Source organism: Ruegeria sp. HKCCD4315, from assembly GCF_013112245.1.
Lineage (GTDB): Bacteria > Pseudomonadota > Alphaproteobacteria > Rhodobacterales > Rhodobacteraceae > Ruegeria.
In genome coordinates, this window is the sequence record NZ_WVRN01000001.1 from 3,578,955 (window position 1) to 3,600,874 (window position 21,920).

22 protein-coding genes and 1 pseudogene are annotated in these 21,920 nt (G+C 56.7%); 17 read left to right on the forward strand and 6 right to left on the reverse strand.

The annotated features are described in order from the left end of the window. The first annotated feature begins 4 nt into the window (after positions 1-4). The 5 genes from glcF to GS646_RS17740 all read left to right on the forward strand — a co-directional run bounded on the left by glcF (position 5) and on the right by GS646_RS17740 (position 4,632). Positions 5-1,318 (forward strand): glycolate oxidase subunit GlcF, encoded by a 1,314-nt coding sequence (glcF, locus tag GS646_RS17720; protein WP_171188162.1) that lies wholly within the window; start codon positions 5-7, stop codon positions 1,316-1,318. 118 nt (positions 1,319-1,436) lie between these two features. Then, positions 1,437-2,228: a serine protease gene (locus tag GS646_RS17725; RefSeq protein ID WP_371732101.1), complete on the forward strand. Its 792-nt coding sequence runs from the start codon at positions 1,437-1,439 to the stop codon at positions 2,226-2,228. Next, on the forward strand, positions 2,225-3,040 hold the full coding sequence (locus GS646_RS17730; RefSeq protein ID WP_171188160.1) for a serine protease: 816 nt from the start codon (positions 2,225-2,227) through the stop codon (positions 3,038-3,040). The genes GS646_RS17725 and GS646_RS17730 overlap by 4 nt, the downstream gene beginning before the upstream one ends. Before the next feature lie 124 nt (positions 3,041-3,164). After that, positions 3,165-3,632, forward strand: coding sequence for an Hsp20 family protein (locus GS646_RS17735; RefSeq protein WP_171188158.1), 468 nt, complete (start codon positions 3,165-3,167; stop codon positions 3,630-3,632). A 448-nt stretch (positions 3,633-4,080) separates the two neighbouring features. After that, on the forward strand, positions 4,081-4,632 hold the full coding sequence (locus GS646_RS17740; RefSeq protein WP_171188156.1) for a lysozyme inhibitor LprI family protein: 552 nt from the start codon (positions 4,081-4,083) through the stop codon (positions 4,630-4,632). Between the two features lie 140 nt (positions 4,633-4,772). On the opposite strand, the gene GS646_RS17745 is transcribed toward GS646_RS17740, so the two are convergent. Continuing rightward, complete coding sequence (locus GS646_RS17745; RefSeq protein WP_171188154.1) at positions 4,773-6,956, reverse strand: esterase-like activity of phytase family protein; 2,184 nt, start codon at positions 6,954-6,956, stop codon at positions 4,773-4,775. Between the two features lie 128 nt (positions 6,957-7,084). Further along, the gene (locus GS646_RS17750) at positions 7,085-8,560 is read right to left on the reverse strand and encodes an NAD-dependent succinate-semialdehyde dehydrogenase (RefSeq protein ID WP_171188152.1); all 1,476 of its coding nucleotides are present in this window, start codon (positions 8,558-8,560) and stop codon (positions 7,085-7,087) included. Positions 8,561-8,808: 248 nt separating this feature from the next. Between GS646_RS17750 and GS646_RS17755 the strand changes: the two genes are divergently transcribed. The 9 genes from GS646_RS17755 (at position 8,809) to GS646_RS17795 (ending at position 16,468) form a co-directional block, all read left to right on the forward strand. Continuing rightward, positions 8,809-9,888 carry a hypothetical protein gene (locus tag GS646_RS17755; RefSeq protein ID WP_171188150.1) on the forward strand — a complete coding sequence of 360 codons (1,080 nt, stop codon included), beginning with the start codon at positions 8,809-8,811 and terminating at the stop codon, positions 9,886-9,888. 270 nt (positions 9,889-10,158) lie between these two features. After that, the gene (locus GS646_RS17760) at positions 10,159-11,277 is read left to right on the forward strand and encodes a hypothetical protein (RefSeq protein WP_171188147.1); all 1,119 of its coding nucleotides are present in this window, start codon (positions 10,159-10,161) and stop codon (positions 11,275-11,277) included. Between the two features lie 54 nt (positions 11,278-11,331). Continuing rightward, entirely contained in the window at positions 11,332-13,263 is a 1,932-nt protein-coding gene (locus GS646_RS17765; protein ID WP_171648560.1) for an ATP-binding protein, read from the forward strand. Further along, positions 13,263-13,553: a hypothetical protein gene (locus tag GS646_RS17770; protein WP_171648562.1), complete on the forward strand. Its 291-nt coding sequence runs from the start codon at positions 13,263-13,265 to the stop codon at positions 13,551-13,553. Before GS646_RS17765 ends, GS646_RS17770 begins: the two co-directional genes overlap by 1 nt. Next, a complete protein-coding gene (locus tag GS646_RS17775; RefSeq protein ID WP_171648564.1) occupies positions 13,550-13,696 on the forward strand; it encodes a hypothetical protein in 147 nt (48 codons plus the stop codon). The genes GS646_RS17770 and GS646_RS17775 overlap by 4 nt, the downstream gene beginning before the upstream one ends. Next, positions 13,693-14,208: a hypothetical protein gene (locus tag GS646_RS17780; protein WP_171648565.1), complete on the forward strand. Its 516-nt coding sequence runs from the start codon at positions 13,693-13,695 to the stop codon at positions 14,206-14,208. Before GS646_RS17775 ends, GS646_RS17780 begins: the two co-directional genes overlap by 4 nt. Beyond that, positions 14,208-15,545 carry a DUF6638 family protein gene (locus GS646_RS17785; RefSeq protein ID WP_171648566.1) on the forward strand — a complete coding sequence of 446 codons (1,338 nt, stop codon included), beginning with the start codon at positions 14,208-14,210 and terminating at the stop codon, positions 15,543-15,545. The genes GS646_RS17780 and GS646_RS17785 overlap by 1 nt, the downstream gene beginning before the upstream one ends. A gap of 1 nt (position 15,546) precedes the next feature. Beyond that, positions 15,547-15,813, forward strand: a complete 267-nt coding sequence (locus GS646_RS17790; RefSeq protein WP_171096559.1) for a hypothetical protein — start codon at positions 15,547-15,549, stop codon at positions 15,811-15,813. A 10-nt stretch (positions 15,814-15,823) separates the two neighbouring features. Next, positions 15,824-16,468 carry a DUF1523 family protein gene (locus GS646_RS17795; protein WP_171188136.1) on the forward strand — a complete coding sequence of 215 codons (645 nt, stop codon included), beginning with the start codon at positions 15,824-15,826 and terminating at the stop codon, positions 16,466-16,468. A gap of 47 nt (positions 16,469-16,515) precedes the next feature. Here the strand turns inward: GS646_RS17795 and GS646_RS17800 are convergent. The 4 genes and pseudogenes from GS646_RS17800 to GS646_RS17820 form a co-directional block, all read right to left on the reverse strand. Further along, positions 16,516-17,076, reverse strand: a pseudogene (locus GS646_RS17800) (flagellar basal body P-ring protein FlgI); the annotation flags it as partial. A gap of 452 nt (positions 17,077-17,528) precedes the next feature. Continuing rightward, positions 17,529-17,957, reverse strand: coding sequence for an Lrp/AsnC family transcriptional regulator (locus GS646_RS17810; protein ID WP_171188134.1), 429 nt, complete (start codon positions 17,955-17,957; stop codon positions 17,529-17,531). Between the two features lie 54 nt (positions 17,958-18,011). Further along, entirely contained in the window at positions 18,012-19,331 is a 1,320-nt protein-coding gene (locus GS646_RS17815) for an MFS transporter (protein WP_171188133.1), read from the reverse strand. Between the two features lie 3 nt (positions 19,332-19,334). Beyond that, entirely contained in the window at positions 19,335-19,592 is a 258-nt protein-coding gene (locus GS646_RS17820) for a metal-sensing transcriptional repressor (protein ID WP_171188131.1), read from the reverse strand. 133 nt (positions 19,593-19,725) lie between these two features. On the opposite strand from GS646_RS17820, the gene GS646_RS17825 reads away from it, so the two are divergent. From GS646_RS17825 to lptC, 3 genes are read left to right on the forward strand one after another with little or no spacing between them, the layout of a single operon-like run. Further along, positions 19,726-20,340 carry a ribonuclease D gene (locus GS646_RS17825; RefSeq protein WP_171096545.1) on the forward strand — a complete coding sequence of 205 codons (615 nt, stop codon included), beginning with the start codon at positions 19,726-19,728 and terminating at the stop codon, positions 20,338-20,340. After that, a complete protein-coding gene (locus GS646_RS17830) occupies positions 20,337-21,299 on the forward strand; it encodes an SIS domain-containing protein (protein ID WP_171188129.1) in 963 nt (320 codons plus the stop codon). The genes GS646_RS17825 and GS646_RS17830 overlap by 4 nt, the downstream gene beginning before the upstream one ends. 11 nt (positions 21,300-21,310) lie before the next feature. After that, positions 21,311-21,910, forward strand: a complete 600-nt coding sequence (gene lptC, locus GS646_RS17835) for an LPS export ABC transporter periplasmic protein LptC (RefSeq protein WP_171188127.1) — start codon at positions 21,311-21,313, stop codon at positions 21,908-21,910. Positions 21,911-21,920 lie beyond the last annotated feature (10 nt).

Genomic DNA, 21,920 nt, shown 5'->3' on the forward strand with positions numbered 1-21,920 from the left:
GGCGATGCAGACAACGTTTACGGAAAAACAGCTGGAAGATCCGGCGATCCAGCGCTCGAATGAGATTCTGCGCAGCTGTGTGCATTGTGGGTTTTGCACTGCGACCTGTCCCACCTATCAGGTGTTGGGGGATGAATTGGACAGCCCGCGCGGCCGTATTTACCTGATCAAGGACATGCTGGAAAACGAACGTGTCCCGGATGAAAAGACGGTCAAGCATATTGATCGCTGCCTGTCCTGTCTGGCCTGCATGACAACCTGTCCATCAGGTGTGCACTACATGCACCTGGTCGATCACGCGCGCGAATACATCGAGGCGAATTACAAACGTCCTTTAACGGATCGTATCCTGCGTTCGGTTCTGGCCCAAATCCTACCTTATCCGATGCGATTTCGCTGGGCCTTGATCGGAGCAAAGTTGGGCCGCCCGTTTCGGTTTCTGATGCCCGATGCCCGGTTGCGGGCCATGCTGGATATGGCCCCAAAGCACATCCCGCCGGTCAGTCGCAACGACGACCCACAAAGTTTTGCGCCCAAAGGAGACCGGAGAAAGCGCGTCGCGCTGATGACCGGCTGCGCGCAAAAGGCTCTAAATACCGACATTAACGATGCTACGATCCGGTTGCTGACGCGTTTGGGGTGCGAGGTTGTGGTGGCCGAAGGGGCCGGATGTTGCGGAGCCCTGACACACCATATGGGTAAAAGTCGTGAAAGCCACGCGGCTGCCGCAGCCAATATCATGGCCTGGACGCGCGAAATGGACGGTGACGGCCTAGACGCCATCGTTATCAACACGTCTGGCTGTGGAACGACCGTTAAAGACTATGGGCACATGTTCCGCAATGACCCTTTGGCTAAGGATGCGGCGCGTGTCTCGGGTATTGCCATGGATATCAGTGAGTTGGTCATGCAGTTGGACGTGCCGGAAGGACGTGACCAAGACCTTACGGTTGCTTATCACGCGGCTTGTTCCTTGCAGCACGGGCAAAAGATCAAGACTTATCCCAAGGATTTGCTGAAACGGACCGGATTTAAAGTTGTTGAGCCTGCCGACAGTCATTTGTGCTGCGGTAGCGCAGGCACGTACAACCTGATGCAGCCCGAGATTTCGGGCCAGTTGAAACAGCGCAAGGTCAAAACGCTGGAAGCAAAAAAGCCGGACCTGATCGCCGCCGGAAACATCGGATGCATGATGCAGATCGGGTCAGGGACGCAATTGCCAGTCGTTCACACCGTCGAATTACTGGATTGGGCGACTGGTGGCCCAAAGCCAAGATCCTTGCAACAGCAAGGAGACGCAGTGCCGATCCTGAAGTAAAGCACATGATGCCGACCCGCATCAGTTGACCTGGATTTTCTGGCGGTTCCTGATTGCCCTATTTTCGCCCAACGCGACCCGTAGGACAAATAGGTCTGAATGAGTCCCGGAGAACCGCGTGGGCAACTGGATCAAGGCGATTGTGTTCTGTGTCATGCCGATGGCGGCCACAGCGCAGGATACCGGGCTGGAAAGCCTGGACACCTCGGATTCCGGGCGTGATTGGATGGCCGTGGGACGGTTGGATATTGCCGGCAGAGGGTTTTGCACCGGAACGCTGGTGTCGCCAACACTGGTGCTGACCGCAGCGCATTGCCTGTTTGATAAGGTTTCCGGGCAGCGTATCAACCCGTCGGACATTGAGTTTCTGGCCGGTTGGCGTTTGGGGCGCGCTTTGGCCTATCGGACGGCGCGGCAAGCCGTGATCCATCCGGACTATCAATATGGTGCAGACTCGACGACCGACCGGGTGAGCGCCGATGTGGCCTTGATCGAACTGTGGCAACCAATCCGAAACACTGCCGTCATTCCATTTGAATCGGGGGATCAGCCGCGCCGTGGCGCAGAGGTTGGTGTGGTGTCTTATGCGCATGACCGGTCCGAGGCTCCTTCGCTGCAACAGGTCTGCTCGGTCATGAACAGGCAGCAGGGTGTCATGGTCATGTCCTGCGACGTCGATTTTGGCTCGTCCGGCGCACCGGTCTTTTCCTTTGCAGGTGCGCGCCCCCAGATCGTGTCGGTTGTTGCGGCCAAGGCCAGTTTGGACGGCCAGAACGTGGCAATTGGCACTGCTGTTGAACACTCGCTGCAATTGCTGCGCAATGAGTTGTCTGCCGGGCGTGGATTTGGGCTTTCAACGTCGGGATCCGGGTCGGGCAAGAATATCGGTGCAAGGTTTATTCGGCCATGATCAGAGTTTTACTGAGTCTCATTTTAGGTTTGTGCATTCTGGCAACCACGTCCCACGCGCAAGCGAACAAGCGCAAGTTGACGGACCGGGACGACCTTTACGGCTGGGAGGCGATAGGCCGGCTGGACATAGGGGACGAGTCATTTTGTACGGGTACGCTGATCGCGCAGGACATGGTTCTGACAGCAGCGCATTGCGCAGTGGACGGGCGCTCAGGCAAAGCATTTGCCCCAGAAGACATCACGTTTCGCGCAGGTCTCAGCAACGGCAACGCCCTGGCCGAGAGTCGGATCACGCAGGTCGCGATTCATCCCAGCTATGGCTCTAAACCGCCGCTTTCCCATGATAGCGTTCGGATTGACGTCGCACTGTTGCGCCTCGATAAGCCCATCCCCTACTCTGTCGCAGATCCCTTTGCACTGTACAGCGGGCGTGTTCTGGGAAATGAGGTCAGCATTGCCTCTTATGGCCGCGGACGGTCTGAGGCGATCACACGGGAACGTTCTTGCCGTATCATTGATCGTCAGCAGGGTCTGATCCTGTTTGATTGCGACATCACCTTCGGCTCGTCCGGGTCCGCTATTTTGGCAAAGAACGGCTCACGTTGGCAGATTCTGTCTGTTGTTTCGGCGGTTGGTACAAACGGCAGCCGGAAGGTCGGATTTGGCATGGAGCTGGACGGGATCGTCTCTGAGCTTAAGGCGATCATGCGGCGCGATGCGCCTCAGCCAAAAGCGTCGATCCGCCGGTTGCAGGTGGGGTCCGGCAAGTCCGGGTCTGGTGCGAAATTCATCAGCTCTGGCGGGGGTTGAACTCGGTCAAATCGCTACCCATTTGATGTGTATCGGGTCGCCACAACGGGGTCCGGTATCAATCACTGCCCGTCCAGTCGGAGGGCAAAATTTCGTAAATCGCTCAAGGATGAGGATACGACAAATGCGTACATTTGACTTTGCACCGCTGCACCGCGCCACCATTGGCTTTGATCAGATCGCCGACATGATGGATCGCGTTCTGACCAATGATGTGGCTCAGCCCAGCTACCCCCCCTACAACATCGAAAAAACCGATGCCGACACCTACCGGATTTCCGTCGCCGTCGCCGGTTTTTCCGAAGCAGACCTGTCTGTTGAAGTGAAAGAAAACTCGCTGGTCTTGGCTGGCAAGAAAGCCGCCGAGGACAAAGACCGCAGCTATCTGCACCGTGGCATCGCCACCCGCGCGTTCGAACGCCGTTTTGCGCTGGCCGATCACGTGCGTGTCACTGGCGCCAGCCACGAGAACGGCATGCTGAACATCGACCTGAAGCGCGAAGTGCCCGAGGCGCTGAAACCGCGCCGGATCGAGATCTCATCGGCCAAGGCCATTGAAAAAGACGTCGTTGACGCCAAGGCCGTCAACTAACACTCCTGAAAAACTTTGCGGCAGTCTCCTCCTCCCAGACTGTCGCAACTCACGCCCCGCGTTCCTCCAGACGCGGGGCGATGTTTTTGGGCGCTCTCCTGAGTGTTTGCTAAGCTGACGGAGCGGTCGTTCACCGTGAGCGCGGCGTGGTGAAGGTTGAACGTCAGTTATGCGTGGCAAATTGGACTTTGGAGCCTACGTAGAGATGCACCATACCCGCGCATTATCTTCCAGTTAACTAAGGCCGCGGTGTCCGGTCCAATGTTACACGTTATCCTGACCGCCACGCACTGATTTTGTGCTCTATCTTTGCGCGTATTACGTGTGACAGAGATCAACCAAAAGAAGTGCTTGACGACAGAGGCCCGTCCAACCAGTTTCCCATTGAACAGCACCCCACGGGGGAAAGCTGGGTCAATCTCCGCCGATCTATTGTGAGGAAATACATATGCTTAAACTGATATTGGCAATTGGGTTTATTGTTATGGGAACAAGTGCACATGCCTATGACTCGGAGGCCGCCGCCGCCGAATACGACAAATCCTATCTTAAGGTTGAGAAGCGCTTTGAAAGTGATTCAATTAATCGGGAAGCATGTGTAATTGTAGGCATTCAAGACTGCGTCAAAGACTTGGAAGAAGTTCTCGAAAGCAAGGGTTTCTTCATTCCCGGAGGAGCCGCAGTGTCTCCTCGCGAGTATTGTAATTTCATCGGTTTGGAGCGCGCGGACGATTATCTGAATGCAGTGTATCAGCGCATACTGAAGCAAGGACCACTGGGTACTCAGGACGTAGAGGAGATAGACGAGGAATGGGTAGCTAATCTGCGTGCAGCTCAGCGCCTCTGGCTTCAGTTCGCGAATAAGATGTGTTCCGAAGACAATATCGTTGGTTGGCACGCCGGAGGCTCGGGCTGGGGGGCAACAATTGCTGAATGCACCACGCGTCTTTCAATCCAGCAGGCCGATAACTTGGATCGCTACTTCACCATCAATTACTAAAAGTGCAGAAATAGCGGCCGCCGAATGCGCCCACAGAATCGGCAGCAGATCTAACAAGCCGCAAAGGGTTAAAATCTAACGTCTGAAGTAAAATGACCCCGCACAATTTTGTGCGGGGTTTCTCAAGTTATGCAAGTAGGTCAATTCCCAGCCGTTACCGACCCGATCGACCAGAACATCGTCTCGCCCGAGGCATCGTCAACACCATCATTGTCAGTCATCACAAACGCCTCGCCCGAGGGCAGGATGGCCAGACCTTCGATCTTGTCCAGAACGTATCCACCCGTCGAGGTCAGGTCGGGCAGCAAGTCACGGACCTCTTGCTTGCTGACCACGGGCAATGCGCCACCCAGCGGGGCTGGGGTCATTTCGGACAGCGGGATGCGGTAGATCTTTTTGGTTACGGCGCGGTGGTCGTGCTGGTTGTCGCGCTCGATGACGTAGACATGATCACCAAAGGCAACGATTTCCGACAGGCCGACCCAGCCTTTTTCCGGGTTCGCCTTGGGGTAATGCACGGCACCCCATTCCTTGGTCTTAAGGTTATAGGCCACCAGTTTCACGTGGTTTTTGGGGTCGTCTTTCCATTCGCGTTGTACAGCCATCCACAGGGTGTCACCAACCTTGGTGATGCCCTCGAAACCAAAGCGTTTTTCAACGGCCATTAACTCCGGCGGCAGGCCAATCTCGCCCTTGCGGTCCTTGACCAGACCTTCAGCCGAGACGTGATAGATCGCGTGCGGGATGACGCGGTCGGTGCGGCCTTCGGAGGCGACGTAGAAACCACCTTTGCCGTCCAGCGTGATGCCCTCCAGATCCAGCTTCTGCGCCGGGTTGCCATCCTGGCGGTGAATGCGGATCACGTCTACGATGCGAGCCGGTTGTTGGCTGGGATCGATCTTGAAGATCGACGGCTGGAAGCCATAAAAGCTGTCATTGACCGCATAGATCATGCCGTCTTCATCCGCGACCAGACCGGACAGAGCGCCCCACCCGATCAGCTCATCCGCACCTTCCGAGGTTAGATGCGGATAGTTGGCCGGGGCGTCCTGATATTCAAAGATCGAAACATGCGCGCGAGGGCCGCCATCTTCGATCAGGTCTTTTTCATTGGCCGAGATCAGAAGGTTGCGGTCGGGAATCGCCACATAACCTTCCGGGCCAACACCCGAGGGCAGCAGCTGTTTCAGCACGGGGTTGGCCGGATCGGTGGCGTCATAGACACCCACGACCGAGGCGCGCTCGGCCCCGACGAAGATCATCGGTGTGCCGCCAAAGGTGGCCGCGGTCACGCTTTCCGGCTCAACACCTTTGCTGTCTGAACGCTTGTCAGGGTAGTGTCCGATCTGGATGATGGCCTTCTCGAAATCGGTGCCGTTTTCGTAAACAACGGTGCCGTCTTTGTGGAAAACTGTCCAACCACGCGACCCGCCTTCATAGTCACCTTCGTTGGCGGTCGCGAAGTGATTGTCGTCGATCCATTTCACCGCGTCCGGTTCGCGCAAACGGCCCGGCTGGCTTTCGGTGAAGATCAACGCGCCGCGTTCATCGGTGGTGTCGATGCCTTCCAAATCAACCGCGCCTGCCGAGAAATGGCTGACCACGTTGCCGTCCCTGTCGACCACTGCGACGTGGTTGTTTTCCTGCAAAGTGACGACGGTTTCGCCGAGGGCGTTGATGTCCACAAACTCCGGCTCAGGGTCGGTCGGCGCGACCTCTGCCAAACCGGTCAGCGAGGCCATCTTCATGTCCGCGCAGTCCAGTGTGCCGTCTTTCAGTGGCACCAGAGCCAGCGACCCAGCGGGCAGTTGTGGGATGATGCCTTCATTCAGGTCTTCGTCGCGTTCGTTTTCAATGGCGACGGCGACAAAGCTACCATCGGGGGCGATGGCGACGCTGTCGGGCTGACCGCCCAGATCACAGGCACCGGTTTCCGATTTGCCCGCGATATCGACCGAGATTAGTTTGCCGGACGGGGCGGTATAGCTTTCTGACGTGTTCACGCCCACAAAAGCCGTCGCGCCAACGATGCCCACGGATGTCGGCTCGCCGCCCACCTCCATCGCACCCAACGGTGCCGGGCTTGCAGGGTTGGTTATATCGATCATGCCGATCACGCCCATCGGGCTGTCGGTGTAGACCAGCGTCATGCCGTCAGCGGTGGCCGCGATGATCTCGGGCGAAGTCTCACGGGTTGTATCCGCGCCCTCGGCCATGTTCTTGACGACCGGGAAGGACGCAATTCGGTTGAAGTTCATCTCTGCCACGGCCTGACCAGCGGTCAGGGCAAGGGCAGATGTCAGGCAGGCATAGCGCAATGACATCGGTAAGTATCCCCTCTCAGTTGGATACGAGGGGGATGAACCCGGGTCATTGCAGGGATGTGACGGTTTATTTGCAGTTTTATGACAAACCGAACGGCCCCGGTACTTTGCACCGGGGCACTAAAGGATCAAACCGACAGGCAGACGTACTTCATTTCCAGATAGTCTTCCATGCCGTGATGGCTGCCTTCGCGGCCCAGACCGGATTGCTTGACGCCACCAAACGGGCCCAGCTCGGTCGAGATGATGCCGGTGTTCACACCGACGATGCCGTACTCCAGCGCCTCGGCCACTTTGTAGACGCGGCTCAGGTCTTTGGCATAGAAATACGAGGCCAGACCAAAGATCGTGTCATTCGCCATGGCAATGACATCGTCCTCATCTTCAAACTTGAACAACGGGGCCAGCGGACCAAAGGTTTCGTCCTGAGCCACCATCATGTCCTGGGTCACGCCCGTCACGATGGTCGGCTGGAAGAAGGTACCGCCCAGATCGTGGGGCAAGCCGCCGGTCAGAACAGCACCGCCCTTGTCGGTTACGTCCTTGATATGCTCTTCAACCTTGGCAACGGCTTCAGCGTTGATCAGCGGGCCGGTTGTGGTTCCGTCTGTCAGACCGTCACCAACTTTCAGCGCCTCAACAGCGGCTTTCAGCTTGGCGGCAAAGGCATCGTAGACACCGGCCTGCACGTAGATACGGTTTGCGCAGACGCAGGTTTGACCGTTGTTGCGAAACTTGCACATCATCGCGCCTTCGACCGCTGCATCCAGATCGGCGTCGTCAAACACGATGAACGGCGCGTTGCCGCCCAGTTCCATCGAGCATTTCATCACCTGATCGGCGGCCTGTTTCAGCAGGATGCGCCCAACCTCGGTCGAACCGGTAAAGGTCAGCTTGCGCACACCGGGGTTCTCGCAGAATTCCTTGCCGATTTCGCTGGCGCGCGACGAGGGTACGACGTTGAACACACCAGCCGGAATGCCGGCTTTTTCGGCCAAAACAGCCAGAACCAGCGCGGACAAGGGTGTTTCCTTAGCGGGGCGTGCCACAAAGGCGCAACCCGCAGCAAGGGCAGGCCCGGCCTTGCGGGTGATCATCGCGTTGGGGAAGTTCCATGGTGTGATCGACGCAGCAACACCGATGGGCTGTTTCAAAACCATGATCCGCTTGTCACGCTGGTGACCCGGGATCATCTCGCCATAGACACGTTTGGCTTCTTCACCAAAGAACTCGATGAAGGAGGCGCCGTATCCGATTTCACCAATCGCCTCGGCAAGGGGTTTGCCTTGCTCGGCCGTCAGAATCTTGCCCAGATCCTCAGCGTTTTCCATCATCAGATCGAACCAGCGGCGCAGGATCACTGCGCGTTCCTTGCCGGTCAGCTTGGCCCACTCTTTTTGTGCGGCCTCAGCCTGTGCAATCGCGCCTGCCACCTGAGCACGGCTGACATCGGTCACCTCGGCCACCACGTCGCCGCGGGCGGGGTTGGTCACTTCAAAAGTACCATTGTCCCCATCCACCCACTGGCCGCCGATATAGGCCTTGGTCGCCAAAAGGTCGGGGTTTTTCAAAAGAGATTTCAGATCGGTTGTCGCGTCCAGCATGGGTCAGCCTCCGGCAGGAATTTTGTTCAACGCACCCAATCAGGTGGGGTCTGGATTGTCTATGTCCACAATGGTGGTCGGATCAATCCAGATTTGATCATATGCCACACGAGCAGCTTAGCAATTCGCGCCTATCTTTTTCAGGCTGAGTTTGCCAAGGTTCAGGGGATATTTGACTCGCAGGGGATGTAAATAGACGTAACATTCCCTATCTTATTGGGTAATAGAATAAAAAAGGGATAGAACCGATGTCGAACCAGCAATTTGAGGCGCTGATTAAAGAAACGCAAACCAAGGTGCGTGAAAGCCAGTCGCAGATCGAAGGGCTGACATCGCGCATCGAAGCAGCGCGGGCCAAGATCGGCACCGCCGAGGCCGATATCGACATCGAAAACGCCACGCTTGAGGATGTGCACGCCCATACCGAGGTGATGAACGCCAATATCGCCGAGTTGATCATGGGTCTGGACGACGTCACCAACGCCTTTTCCAAGGATTTCGATGAGATGCGCTCGAAAACCGGGTGGGAGTCGTTTGTCGGCATCTTCTCGAAAGGCAAATCCGAGTCGATGCGGCAGGAACGGATGCGCACTGCCAATATCGACGACAAGCTGCAGGACCTGATCGCTAAATCGGACGTGATCGTGAAATTGCTGCAAGGGCAATTGTCGGTGCTGGAAGAGCAGCGCGTCAAGGTTGAGGACAACCTGACCGTAACGCTGGATGATCGAGAAGCAACGGTGGCTGAGCTTGAGGCGTTGCGTATTGAGATTCAGGGCATGGACCCGACGATCATTACGCTGGAGAACAAAATCAGCGTCGAACAGGACGCGGCCGCGCGCACCCAGTTAGAGACTGAATTGGCCGAGCTGAACAAGCAATACAACGCCAAGGTTCAGGAAGAGCAGGTCAAGCTGGCCAAGTCGCAGACGCTGGAGCGCTATATCGAGAAAGGCAAGACCTGGGTCGATTCATTGCAGAACCAGGCGGCGACACAGATGGTGCTGATCAACAAGCTGCAGACAGACACGCAGCAGCGCGTGGTGCTGTATGACGCCCTGACCAAATCGCTGAAAACCGCACAGCAGCAGGACGTGGCCCACCGCATCAACGAGATCGGCGTGCAGACCGACCAAGAGGCGCAAACCGCCATGGCCGCCATCGGCACCGCGACCAACCAGAAAATGGCCGACATGCTTGAAGCGCATGAGGACCACATGGTCTTTGCCCGCGACGTGCTGGAGAAAAAGGCCAAGGCGGACGAACGCTTTGCCCGCCGGTTTGCCTCGATTGTCGAGAAGCACGATAAGAACTTGTATGGCGGATGAAGTGGTTTAGCCGAAAAGACGTACGGCTTCTCAGGATTGGCCTCTTTCTCGTAGTTTGGCCGATCCCGATTTATGGCCTACCAGCTCTTTTGCATAAATTGGGTGCTGAAGGCGGAACTTATAAGCTGCTCGGTTTTCTCACTCTATATGGCGGGCCGGTTAGCATAATCTTCGGGCTTATCATCTTCGCGTTGTACCTGATCTCAGACGTTTTTCTCCTGCCATGGCGGCTCAATCAATGCCGTGGAACTGGTTGTAGTGAATCCAAAAATGACTAACCCCACCCAAGACCATGTTGGCCTGACCGACACCTTCGCCTCGCGCCGCTATTTCCGCAAATTCGAGGTGATCACCGTCCACCTTCTGCGCGTGGCCGCGACGATGGAGGCCGAGGGCGCGATCAGCAAGCAAGAGGTGCGGATCATCTCGCGTTATCTCTCGGGACTGCTCTACACGTTCCGGGCGCTCAGCATGAAATACCTGCTGGTCGGGCGCGATACGGGGCGGTTCTTTGGCAGCCTCGCCATGGACAAGCGTGACAGCGGGTTTCCGGTGGCGGCCGAGTTGCTGACCATGGCCAATGACGCGCAGCAGGCGCAGGTGCATCTGGCGAATATGCCCTCAGAAGATGACCTGAAAACCGACATGGTGCGGACGATTATTGGCGATCGGGAGATCCCCACCAAGCTGCAATTCGCGCTGTCTCAAAGGCTCTATTATGAAGAATTACTGAAAGGTCAGTTGTTCTGGGCCCGCAACGATCCCGAATGCCATTGGATCGGGAATGAGGGCGAGCGGCGCAAGTTCATGATCCATTGGGCGGTCTATGACAGCCAGATCAACCTGCCGGTCATCTACCTGATGCAGTTGGAAGACAGCGGCAAGACTGCTCTGCCCAAAGACCAACGCCGCTGGCCCGAGGTGCAGGCCCATCTGATGGCGCAGTCTTTGGGCGGGTTGAAACTGGTGACCATCGCCAAAGGCTTTGATCAGGATTTTGACGACCTGCACCCCAAACACCTGCGCCGCATTCATGTGGGGCCAATGTATTCCTCGGCCTATACCGAGCAATCCGGGCCTTTGCGGCAGGTGCTGGAGGACGCACAGGCACCCGAAGGTCAAGATTGGGCGCTGGCCTGGACCACCGAGGAGCTGGAAAGCGAACAGGTGATCGAGGAACGCGCCGGATGGTTTTCCACCGTCGAACGCGAGATCTTTGCGCTGGACCCCTTTGGCGGTCAGGGGGCCGAGACAGGGGCCACGCGCACCCAGCGATCGATCATCCTGCCCCAACGCCCGTTTCAGGTTCTGGCCGAGCGCAACCCACCGGGGTTTGTCGATGTGAACAAGTTTGTTGTCAGCAAAGCGGGGCAGGTTTTGCGCTATTAGTTTCGCCTTCGGCGAGAGTATTTTTGAAAAGATGAAGCAAGAGCGGTTCAAGAGATGAGTTTGATGTCAGATCAGATGGAATTACGCGAGGACGACATTCGCAAGCACTATCAAGCAGCGACCGCTTTGCTGAACGGGTTTGAACACGCGCCGAGGATTGGCAAGGCGGTGGAAGCGGTTGTTGAACGATCTCCGGGGGTTTCTACGGGGCGGCGGTTTCGATCTACCACGCCGGGGCTGGTCACGCGGCGCGCGGTGCGTTCGGACGGTGTGCATCTGGCTGAACGGATCGAGGCGTCGGACGATGGGGATACGCTGGTGTCTCCGCCTCAGGCTACGACACAGCAAGCCATTCGCCGTGCGATTGCCATCGCTTTGGGTGTGGCCGAGGCTTATGCGGACCAGACGCCGTTGGCCGATCTGAAACGGGCCAATCTGGCCGGGGATTTGCCGGCTGCGCGCAGGACTGAATTCTCGGAACTGCTGACGGCTGAGGCTTTGATCACCTTGCACACGTTCGGCAATGCGCTGGCTTACTTGATGTCCTCGCATCTGGGCGAGACCACCGTCGATATTGGCGAGATCGAAGAGGTTTTGACCGACAATGGCCAACTCGCCCTGCATGGTGCGTTGTGGGAGCTGGATCAGACGCTGGCCAAACACGCCCCCGACGATGGCCACCTGATCGCGGCCACCAGCGCCTATGCCGAGCAATTGATGGAAAAAGTCGCCCTGCGCGCCCAGTCTGCTGGCCATTTGGGCCCGTTCCAGAGCGCGGCCTGGCATATCGAGGCCGATGACCTGACAATTAGGGGTTTTGAGCCGGCCTCGAAGGCGAAATCCACCACCCTGACCATGACGTTCAAGAAACCGAACGAGGTGGTGGGCAACCATATCGCCAAGTATCAGGCGATGAAGCTGGCCAAGATGCTGATGGCCTATGACTTCGACCGCCGCCTGAACCCGTTTGCGGAGCTTGGCGGGTTCATCTTTACCTTCATGGGCGACGGCAAACCGGGCACCGGCAAGACCACGCTGATCCAGATGATGGCCGGGCTGGTCCACGACTATTGCCAGAACGCGGGCTATCCCTTCCGCTATCAGAACCTGAGCACTGACAATATCGACAGTTATCAGGGTAAGTCCGGCCAGAACGCCAAGGCGTTTATCAACACGATCGTCGACCCCTCGGTCATCGGCTTCGGCACTATCGACGATATCGACCAGCTGGCGGGCAAACGCGGCGACAGGCAATCATCAGCCGGGCAGTTGGAAATCACCGCAGTTCTGATGGAGAGCTTTGCGGGGGCCAACACCGTCGTGCGCGGCAATTGCACCTTTGGCATGTTCTCGAACTACCCCGAGAATGTGGACGACGCCCTGCGCCAGCGGGCGGGCGCGCGGTTTCTGGTGGACGGGCCGCAGACGCGCGAGGATTACATCGACATCCTGCACCTGCTGATGGGCCGCAACCACGACATCCCGCTGGGCGAACACGACGCCTATGCCGCGCAAGAGATCAAAAAGGCCGTCGCCGCCAGTTTCGAAAGCCACTCGCGCCCGCATGAGGATGCTTTGTTGCAGGTCTATGACCGGGTTTCGGGCGAGATCGGCCAGATGGACACGATCGCTAAGCTGGGCACCTATCTAAAGGCGATCCAGAAGGCGGATGAGCGGTTCACCGGCCGCGCGATCAAGAACATCACCGACGCGGTCAAGGTTCGCGCGATGGATTTCGAATTGCCCGACGAGTGGATGGAGACCCCCGACCTGTTCCTGTTCCGCGACTACGACACCAAGAAAGCGATGATCGAAGACCTGCGTCAGCCGATCACGGTCGAGATGGTGATGCAAGAGATCAACCGCTACGCCGACAGCGAGTTTCGCTATGCCGACAAGAGCGACGAGGTCGCCATCGAAAACGCCGTCCGCGAGATGGGCCGGATGGAAGAGGCCAAGCGGCGGTATTTGGAGGGGAAGGGATAATGATCGTCTACGCGATTTCTGGTCTGGCACTTGTGCTGGGTCTGATCCTGCCGCTGCGTTGGGGCGTGGTCGGATTTCTCGGTGCCGTGGCAGTTCTGTTTCTGTGCCTATTCGGCGTAAGTGCAAGCAGCGGGTTCGAGGGTGCCTCATGGGAAGAATCCCTGATCCTGTTTGAGGGCAGCGTGGCGTCTTACATCGGGTTCAACTTGCAAATCACGGCGCGGGCGTTTGCGTTACCTTTGTTGGTGTTGGCAGTTGTAGTTGTTTGGCGTTTTAAGAGGTTGGGATGAGACAAGTGGCACGCAAGATGAAAACCCAACTCGACGGTGAGTTCCGCCATGCCAACAAGAGCGATGTGGTCGCCATCGAAAACGCGGTGCGAGAGATGGGCCGGATGGAAGAGGTCAAGAGGCGGTATCTGGAGGAGCAATGAACGATTTGATTGGCGAATTAAACGCTTGGATTGTCACCAATACAGCTGCAGTCGTTACCGTCGGAATTCCACTATTCACAGTGTTCGTCGGGTTCCTCGGTAGTTACATACAATTCCTGTCAAAGAAAAACGAGATTCGCATAAATGGTAGAATTAAGCTTGCCGATGCTAGAATTGAACAATTCGAACAGCTCAAGTGTTCCATCGAACAGCTTTTGATCGAGTTATCGCTTATTGCGCGAAAGCACTATTCTAATTCTGAGAGCATAGAAGTCGACGACCTATATAGTATCACTCAGTTGGCTAATTCCGTAACACTGCAAGTTAGAACTAACAAATTTCTTAGGGATGAATTTGTAAATGAATACAAACTTTTTTTTAGCGAGATAAGTGCTTCGATCGATGAAGGCCGCGAAGAACTAGGGTCTGCCAATCGCTTTAGAGAGACGTGCTTGAATCTATTAGATCAAGAGTGGTTATCGTTGGAGACTGAACTAAAGGAAAACAAATAGTGATCCGCCTCATCGAAAAAGGCCTGATGTTCGGCAATCTCGTCCACATCTCCAGCCCGGCCTTAGTCGAGCGGTATAACCGCGCGCTGCAGCATCTGGCGGGCAAGGCCACCGCGTTAACGGATTTCCATGTCGATATATCAGGCTATTCGCCAGAGGTGGGGATTGAGCTGGAGGACGAGCTCTACCTCAACCCCAACGGGGTCAACCGGCAGTTCATCCTGCTGACGACCGAGCAGAAACGCGCGCCTTTGCTGAACGTCAAATTCTCGACCTCGCGCGATATTCTGCGCGAGTTTATTGAGATGAACGAGGCGCAGCTGTTCGCCCTGACCGCCACCGATGCGGTGGCCGGAGAACTGGTGAACTCGGTCATCAAACTCAGCACCCCGCGCGATCTGCTGAACCTGCGCAAGATCGAGATTGAGGCTGACACAGCTGGCGGTACCCTGCGCAAGGCACAGCAACTGGCGGGGATGGTCGAACGGTTCAAGACCGAAGAGGATGCGTGGTTCGACGATGTGCTGATCGCCAAGATGATCGAAACGGCCAAGGAAACCGGCGATGTTACCCGCAATCCGGTGCGTCTGCGCCACACGGATTTTGAGCAGCGCAATTTCTGGACCGCGCATTTTGGCGGACTGTATCTGTTTCCGGATGTGGATCACCCGGCAGCCGTCTGTATGGGCGAAAAGCCGGATGATCTGCCGATCAAGTACACCTTCGACCCGTCACAGAGGAACCAGATTGCCAAGTTTCTGGACTACAACGATCTGGTCGAACCGATTGTCAAAGCGCGCGGCGTGGATGCCGCCGCGATCCTGCAACAAAAGATGGATTTCCTGACCGTCGATGCGGCTGCGGATGCAGATGTCGACCTGACCGGGCTGGATCGCAGCGACATGCGTCGGCTGGCGCGCAATCACTCGGATCGATTGCCCGAAGCCTATCACGGTCTTGCTCAATTACTTCGCTGGGCCAGCGATGGGGGGCCATGGCCGCGCATCACCTCGGACCATCCGGCCTATTTCTATACCTTGCGCGCGGTGGATACGCCGAACCGCGATCTGGTGAACATGCTGCTGTCCGAGCTGGCTCCGCTGGACCCGCGCCAGATGTTCATCTGCCATAAAGAGCTGTTCTACCGAACATATTCGGGCTGGCCCGAGCGCAAGAAAGCCTATGTTGCCGACTTCCTTGCGCGTGAGTATCAGGTGGACAAGCAAGGGGCCCGCGCCGCTTTGTTTGGGCATGAGCCGGATATGAGCGGCAATGACCGGGTCAGCGATGACATAATCGCCCGGGTCGGGCCCTGGGGTTCGGTGAGGAAAGGCTGATATGATCGGATTGTTGCGCCTGTTGCTGATCTTGCTGGTGATTCAGACGATTGCCTATGTTGCGCTGTCTTTCTATTCGCGCGGCATTCGGCGGCGTAAGCTGGAGGACTGGTGGGACGAAAAAGGCAAAACGGGCAACAAAGAAGCCTTTGTCGAACGCGGATTGCATGTGTATGACAATTCGTTCCGGCGTAAACTGATCCTGGGTGTCTATATTGTGCCGTGGGTGGCGATTAGCGCGCTGATCTACATTGTGAATTACATGTGAGGAATTAGGCATGGCCTATGTGAAATGGGCGTTCATTATTATCTTCTGGGGCACGATTGCGGTGGTCCTGCAGTACTCGTTGCCGCAGCATGACATTGTGCGCATCGTCAATACCTATGAAGAACGGCAGGATCTGAACGACTGGACCCGGATTTTCTGGTCCGAGCCGCAGGATCAATCCGCGAGCCTGGCCAATCGGGACGTGCAGTTCATTCAGGCTGTGCGCGACAGCGGTAAGCCCATCGTTTATCGAAACGAGGATACCGGCTGGGGCTGGCCCCCCTATTTCAAGTTCGACACAGCCAACCTGTATACCGAAGCCAATGATGCCAAATCGACCAAAGAGAACCCGAAATGGGTGGTTGTTACTCATTACGGCTGGCGTAACGAGTTTCTTTCGATCTTTCCAAACGCCATCTTCATCAACCATGTGGATGGGCCGGATGCGCGGATTATCCCTTGGTTCAATATCATCTTCCTGACGATTTTCGCCGCTGTGGTCTGGGCGATATGGGTGCGCTGGCGCAGGTTCCGGCAAGCCCGGATCGACCCGATGATCGAAAATGTGGAAGACGGGCTTTATGCGGCGGGTGACGCTATTGAAGAACGACGCACCAGGTTTCGGCGCTGGCTGGACAGCTGGAAGTCAAAATAGAGCGAAAGAGGCGTGCAATCAGCACGCCCTTATTGCGTAACGGCCCGTCACCTGACGATGAACTCTGCGTGTAACGCGCCCGCTGCCTTTATGGTTTTCAAAATGTCGATCATGTCCTGAGGCGACACGCCTAGTGCATTCAAACCTGCAACCACTTCGGACAGGGTTGTGGCCTCGGGGATTTCGGCAAGACCGGTGCCTTCTTCCTCTTCGATGCCAGCGATGGTGCGGGGTACGACCACTGTTTCACCCCTGGCAAACGGGTTGGGCTGCACGGCAATTGGTGCCTCTTGCACTGTTAACGTCAGATTGCCCTGAGAGACAGCGACGCGCGAAATGCGGACCTCTTGTCCCATTACAATCGTGCCGGAACGCTGATCGACGACGACACGTGCCTTTGATTCTGGTTCAACCAGTATGTTTTCGATACGCCCGATGGCATGGGCAGTTGACACCGCCTGTGTTGCAGCGACGTTAAGCTCGACCGTGCCGGAATCCCGCATGATGGCCACGGCCCTGTTGAACTCGGTATTGATTGCAGATTCGATCCGCGCGGCAGTGGTAAAATCGGGTTCTCTCAGCGCAAGACGCATTTGGGTCAGGGTCGAACATTGTTTCGATCGAGCGAAAACCCTTGCCATGCCAGCGGTAGTTAATCTGGAAACAGCCCACATCAAAGCTGCGCGCGCCTGCCTTGAAAATCTTGAACACATAGGTTTTGGCCTCGCTTTCAGAGGTGAACCAATACCCTTTACCTTCAACATTGATGGTCCACGGCCAGGGCAGGAACTGCCCGTCTACAGTACGACCTGTTTCAACACGTGAAATCGCGCGCAGAACGTCCAGCGGTACCCCTTCGGACAACGCCGCACGCCGTGCAGCCTGATCACACAGATCCCCGGTGTGCGCATTGGGCATGGCAAAGCCTGCTTGGGCTGCCGCCACAAGCATGAGCATGAAAAAGAACGGGATCTTTTGAATTGGCATTCTGCCGGTCCGGGATTCTGATCTGTCCCGGCCAAGCTAGCCAATGATCGGTTTACAGAGAGTAATCGGGGCTTCAATTTCGATCAATCCTGCGCCCGAAGACAACGCTGGTATTGGTGCGCAGGACGCCGGGGATCTTGGCCAGGTCGTCGACCAGAATGTCCAGATCTTCCAACCGGGGTGCCTCAGCCGAAAGCATCAGATCAAATTCACCATTGATGGACAGGCACAATTTAACCTCAGGATAAGCTTCAAGCCGCTTGACGATACGGGTCGTCTCTTTCTGTTGCACCTCAAGCATAACGATGACCTGCACTTTGGGAGTGTCTTCCGTTGACCCAAGGCGCACGGAATACCCCGTGATCACGCCGCGTTGCTCCATCCGGTTGATCCGTTCATGAACCGTCGTACGGGCCACACCCAGCGTAGCCGCAATCTGCGTGGTCGAGGCCCGGGCATTGGCTTGCAGGGCGGCGATAATGCGGCGGTCTAGCTGGTCCATTGGGGCTCCGGCTGATGGGTGCGGTTTCGGTGTAGGGCAGATCGGGGCAGCTGCTCAAGATCTGTGCGGCACGTTCGGATGAAGGTCGTCGATGATAATTGGGTGTGCGTGCGGGCCTGATCCGGTCAGATGCGGGTGATCGGCCGGCAGATCAGGGTGATCGTGTTCAATCACTTCCTGATCAAGGCGCGGCCATAAACTGAACGCGCCAACCACACCGGCCACTGACAGCGTTGCCATACTGCTGAGCGCCACTGTTGGTCCGAATGCAGTCATCAGCCACCCTGCAAGCGGGTAAAGCACCAGCCAACAGCCATGCGACAGGGTAAACTGAGCTGCAAAAACAGCGGGGCGGTCTTCGGGATGAGCTGACCGGGTCAGCAAGCGACCCGAGGGTGTCAGAGTGGTGGAATATCCAAAACCGGTAAACGCCCACAACAAGGTCAGCAGGCCAAGTGACAAGGGAACAGTTGCTGCCAGAATCGCGGCCACAGCCATGGACCCTGTGGCAAAAACGGCCCCCGAGATCATAACCCAACGATCCTCGATCCGATCCAGAAGGCGGGGCAGGGTAAAGGCGGCCAACATCGAACCACCTCCGAATCCGGCCAGCGCAATGGCCACTGCGCTTTCTGACAGTCCCAGATTGGCGCGCACGATGACCACGGTATTGACGATCACCATCGAGCTCAGCGCAGCCGCGCTCCAGCTGAGTGCGAGCAACCCGCGCAACCGGGGTGTTTTCAAATAGATTCGAATACCGCGTGTGGTGCGGTCATAGATTCCGCGGGGTTTGGTGGGTTTGGGCGACGGAAGGACGACCGAGACCACTAGCAATGCCGAAGCGACAAAGCCCAATGCCGTCCCCCAGAACAAGCTGTTGAAGCTGACCAGCAGCAGCAGGGCTGCAGCAAACATCGGGCTCAGCAGGCTTTCCATATCGTAAGCCAGGCGCGACAGGGACAGGGCCCGTGTATATTCCGCTTCATCCGGCAACACATCAGGAATCGTTGCCTGAAAGGCAGGTGTGAACCCTGCCGAAGCCGATTGCAGCACAAAGATCAACACGTAGATCTGCCAGATTTCCGTCACGAAAGGCAGGCACAGTGCAACGGCCGCGCGGATCAGGTCCAAAACGACCAGCATCTTGCGGCGATCCAAACGTTCGGCGAAGGCGGCCGCCAGCGGTGCAACGGTGACATAGGCAATCATCTTGATCGTCAGCGCAGTGCCCAGGACCAGGCCCGCAGCATCCCCCGCCAGATCGAATGCCAGCAGGCCCAGGGCAACAGTCGCCAATCCGGTGCCTGTCAAGGCGACGATCTGAGCGGCGAACAGGTGGCGGTAGGTGCGGTTCTTCAGAATGCTCAGCATGGCTTAGAGGTATTTCGTAATCGCTTTGAAATCTTCGATCCCGCTGCCAGCGTCTTCGGCGGACAAGCAATGATCGATGTGATCGTGAATCAACGCGCGTTTGGCATTGGTGACAGCCTTTTCCACGGCGAACAACTGTTGGGCAACGTCCGAACAGGGGGCCTGGCTTTCCAGCATGGCAATGACTTTGGCCAGGTGCCCGTGGGCGCGCTTTAGTCGGGCCGTGATTTGTGGATGCGACTCATGAGTATGATTAGGCATGGTATATCCTTATCCCCCCCATGGGGATAAGATCAAGAGCCTGGCGCTGAACAGCCCGCGATTTTTGGACGGCGTTGAGTTTAGGGGCCAAACCGCCTATCTCGGGGACAATAGCGCTCAGAGGATTAGTCGCGTGGCGAACCATTTGTACAAAAACGATCTGCCCGACGGGCTGGATCTGGGCCCCGTTGTGGCCATTGACTGCGAAACCATGGGTTTGAACCCGCATCGCGACCGCTTATGCGTGATCCAGATGTCGGGTGGTGATGGCAACAGTCACATCGTTCAGGTTGAAAAAGGCCAAACCGAAGCACCAAACCTGTGCGCCATGCTGGAAAACCCTGACGTGCTTAAGCTGTTCCATTTCGGGCGGTTTGACATCGCAGCCATGTACCACACCTTTGGTGCGTTGGCCGCTCCGGTTTATTGCACCAAGATCGCCAGCCGTTTGGTGCGCACATACACTGACCGCCACGGCTTGAAAAACTTGTGTCAGGAACTGATCGGTGTCGACATTTCGAAACAACAGCAGATGAGCGATTGGGGAGCCGAGTCTCTGACAGATGCTCAACTGGACTATGCAGCCTCGGATGTTCTGTACCTGCACCGTCTGCGGGATGAATTGAACAAGCGCCTTGCACGTGAAGATCGGACCGAGATGGCGCAAGCCTGTTTTGATTTCCTTCCGATGCGTGCGAAACTGGACCTCGCAGGCTGGCCCGAAACGGATATTTTTGCACACTCATGACTGATAACGAGTCCTTTCTGAAAACCGCCCGTCAGGTCGTTACAGATGAAGCCCGCGCGCTGGACGTGTTGGCCGAAAGTCTGGACGACCATTTTGCAGAAGCCGTGCAAATGATCCTGCAGGCGAAGGGTCGCATCATCGTGAGCGGTATCGGTAAATCGGGTCACATCGGGCACAAGATAGCCGCCACCTTGGCCAGCACTGGTACGCCAGCCTATTTTGTGCATCCGGCCGAGGCCAGCCATGGTGATCTGGGCATGGTCTCCAAGGGTGACGTGGTATTGGCGATCTCGAATTCGGGCGAAGCGCCAGAACTTGCCAATCTGCTGGCCTTTACCCGCCGGTTCGGGATTCCGCTGATTGGTCTGTCCAGTAAGCCTGAAAGCACGCTGATGAAACAGGCGGACGTGCATCTTCTGATCCCGTCTTTGGGTGAGGCATGCGGCTTTGGCATGGTGCCTTCGATCTCGACGACATTGACCTTGGCAATGGGCGACGCGTTGGCGATTGCTTTGATGAAGTACCGGGATTTCAAGCCCGAGAATTTCCGTGACTTTCATCCAGGTGGTAAACTTGGCGCGCAGCTCAGCAAGGTGCGCGATCTGATGCACGCGGATATGCCTGTGGTCACGTCCGGCACTCCGATGAGCGAGGCTTTGTTGGTCATGAGCCAAAAAAGCTTTGGTGTCGTTGGTGTCACCGATGATGCAGGCCGCCTGCTGGGCATTGTCACCGATGGCGACTTGCGCCGCAATATGGACGGCTTGCTAGACAAGAGCACCCAAGAGGTCATGACCCGTGATCCAATGACGATTGCGCCAAACGCGCTGGCGGAAGAGGCCGTTGCGATCATGAATGAGCGCAAGATAACCTCTTTGTTCGTGGTCGACCCTGACGCTGACGGACAGGCGCAGGGCTTGTTGCACATCCACGACTGCCTGCGCGTCGGTTTGGGCTGAGGGAGGGCGACGTGGACAGATATTCCCGCATGGTGCAGTTCCTGAAGGTGCTGTTGCCGCTTGCGGCGATTGTCTTGCTTTCCACCGTCTTCTTGCTGTCCCGCAGTATCGAAACAAATGTATCTGTGCCGTTCGCGCAAAATGACATCGATGAACGGCTGGCGCAGCAAGTTGTAACTCAGCCAAACTATCAGGGGACCACGCGCAAGGGTGAGGACGTTCATATCGAGGCAACGCAAGCGACGCAGGGCAACGAGAACGCGACCCCGACTGCCTCAGAATTCCGTGGCCGGTTTGGCTTGCTGAGCGGTGGAACGATACTGCTGGACTCCAACTCGGGTTTAATCCGCCCTGACGAAGGCACAGCCACTTTTGTCGGCGACGTGGTGATCACCACCGCTGACGGGCTTCAGGTCACAACCGATCTACTCAACACATCTTTGGATGAAATCCGCGGCGACACACCGGGACAGGTGAATGGTACCGGGCCGATCGGCAACTTTTCCGCCGGGCGCATGACTTTTGGGACGGAAAAAAAGGATGGTCCGGTCCATATTGTTTTTACAGATGGTGTGAAGCTGATATACGAGCCTGAAAAGGCAGAAAGATAACTTGTGTTCG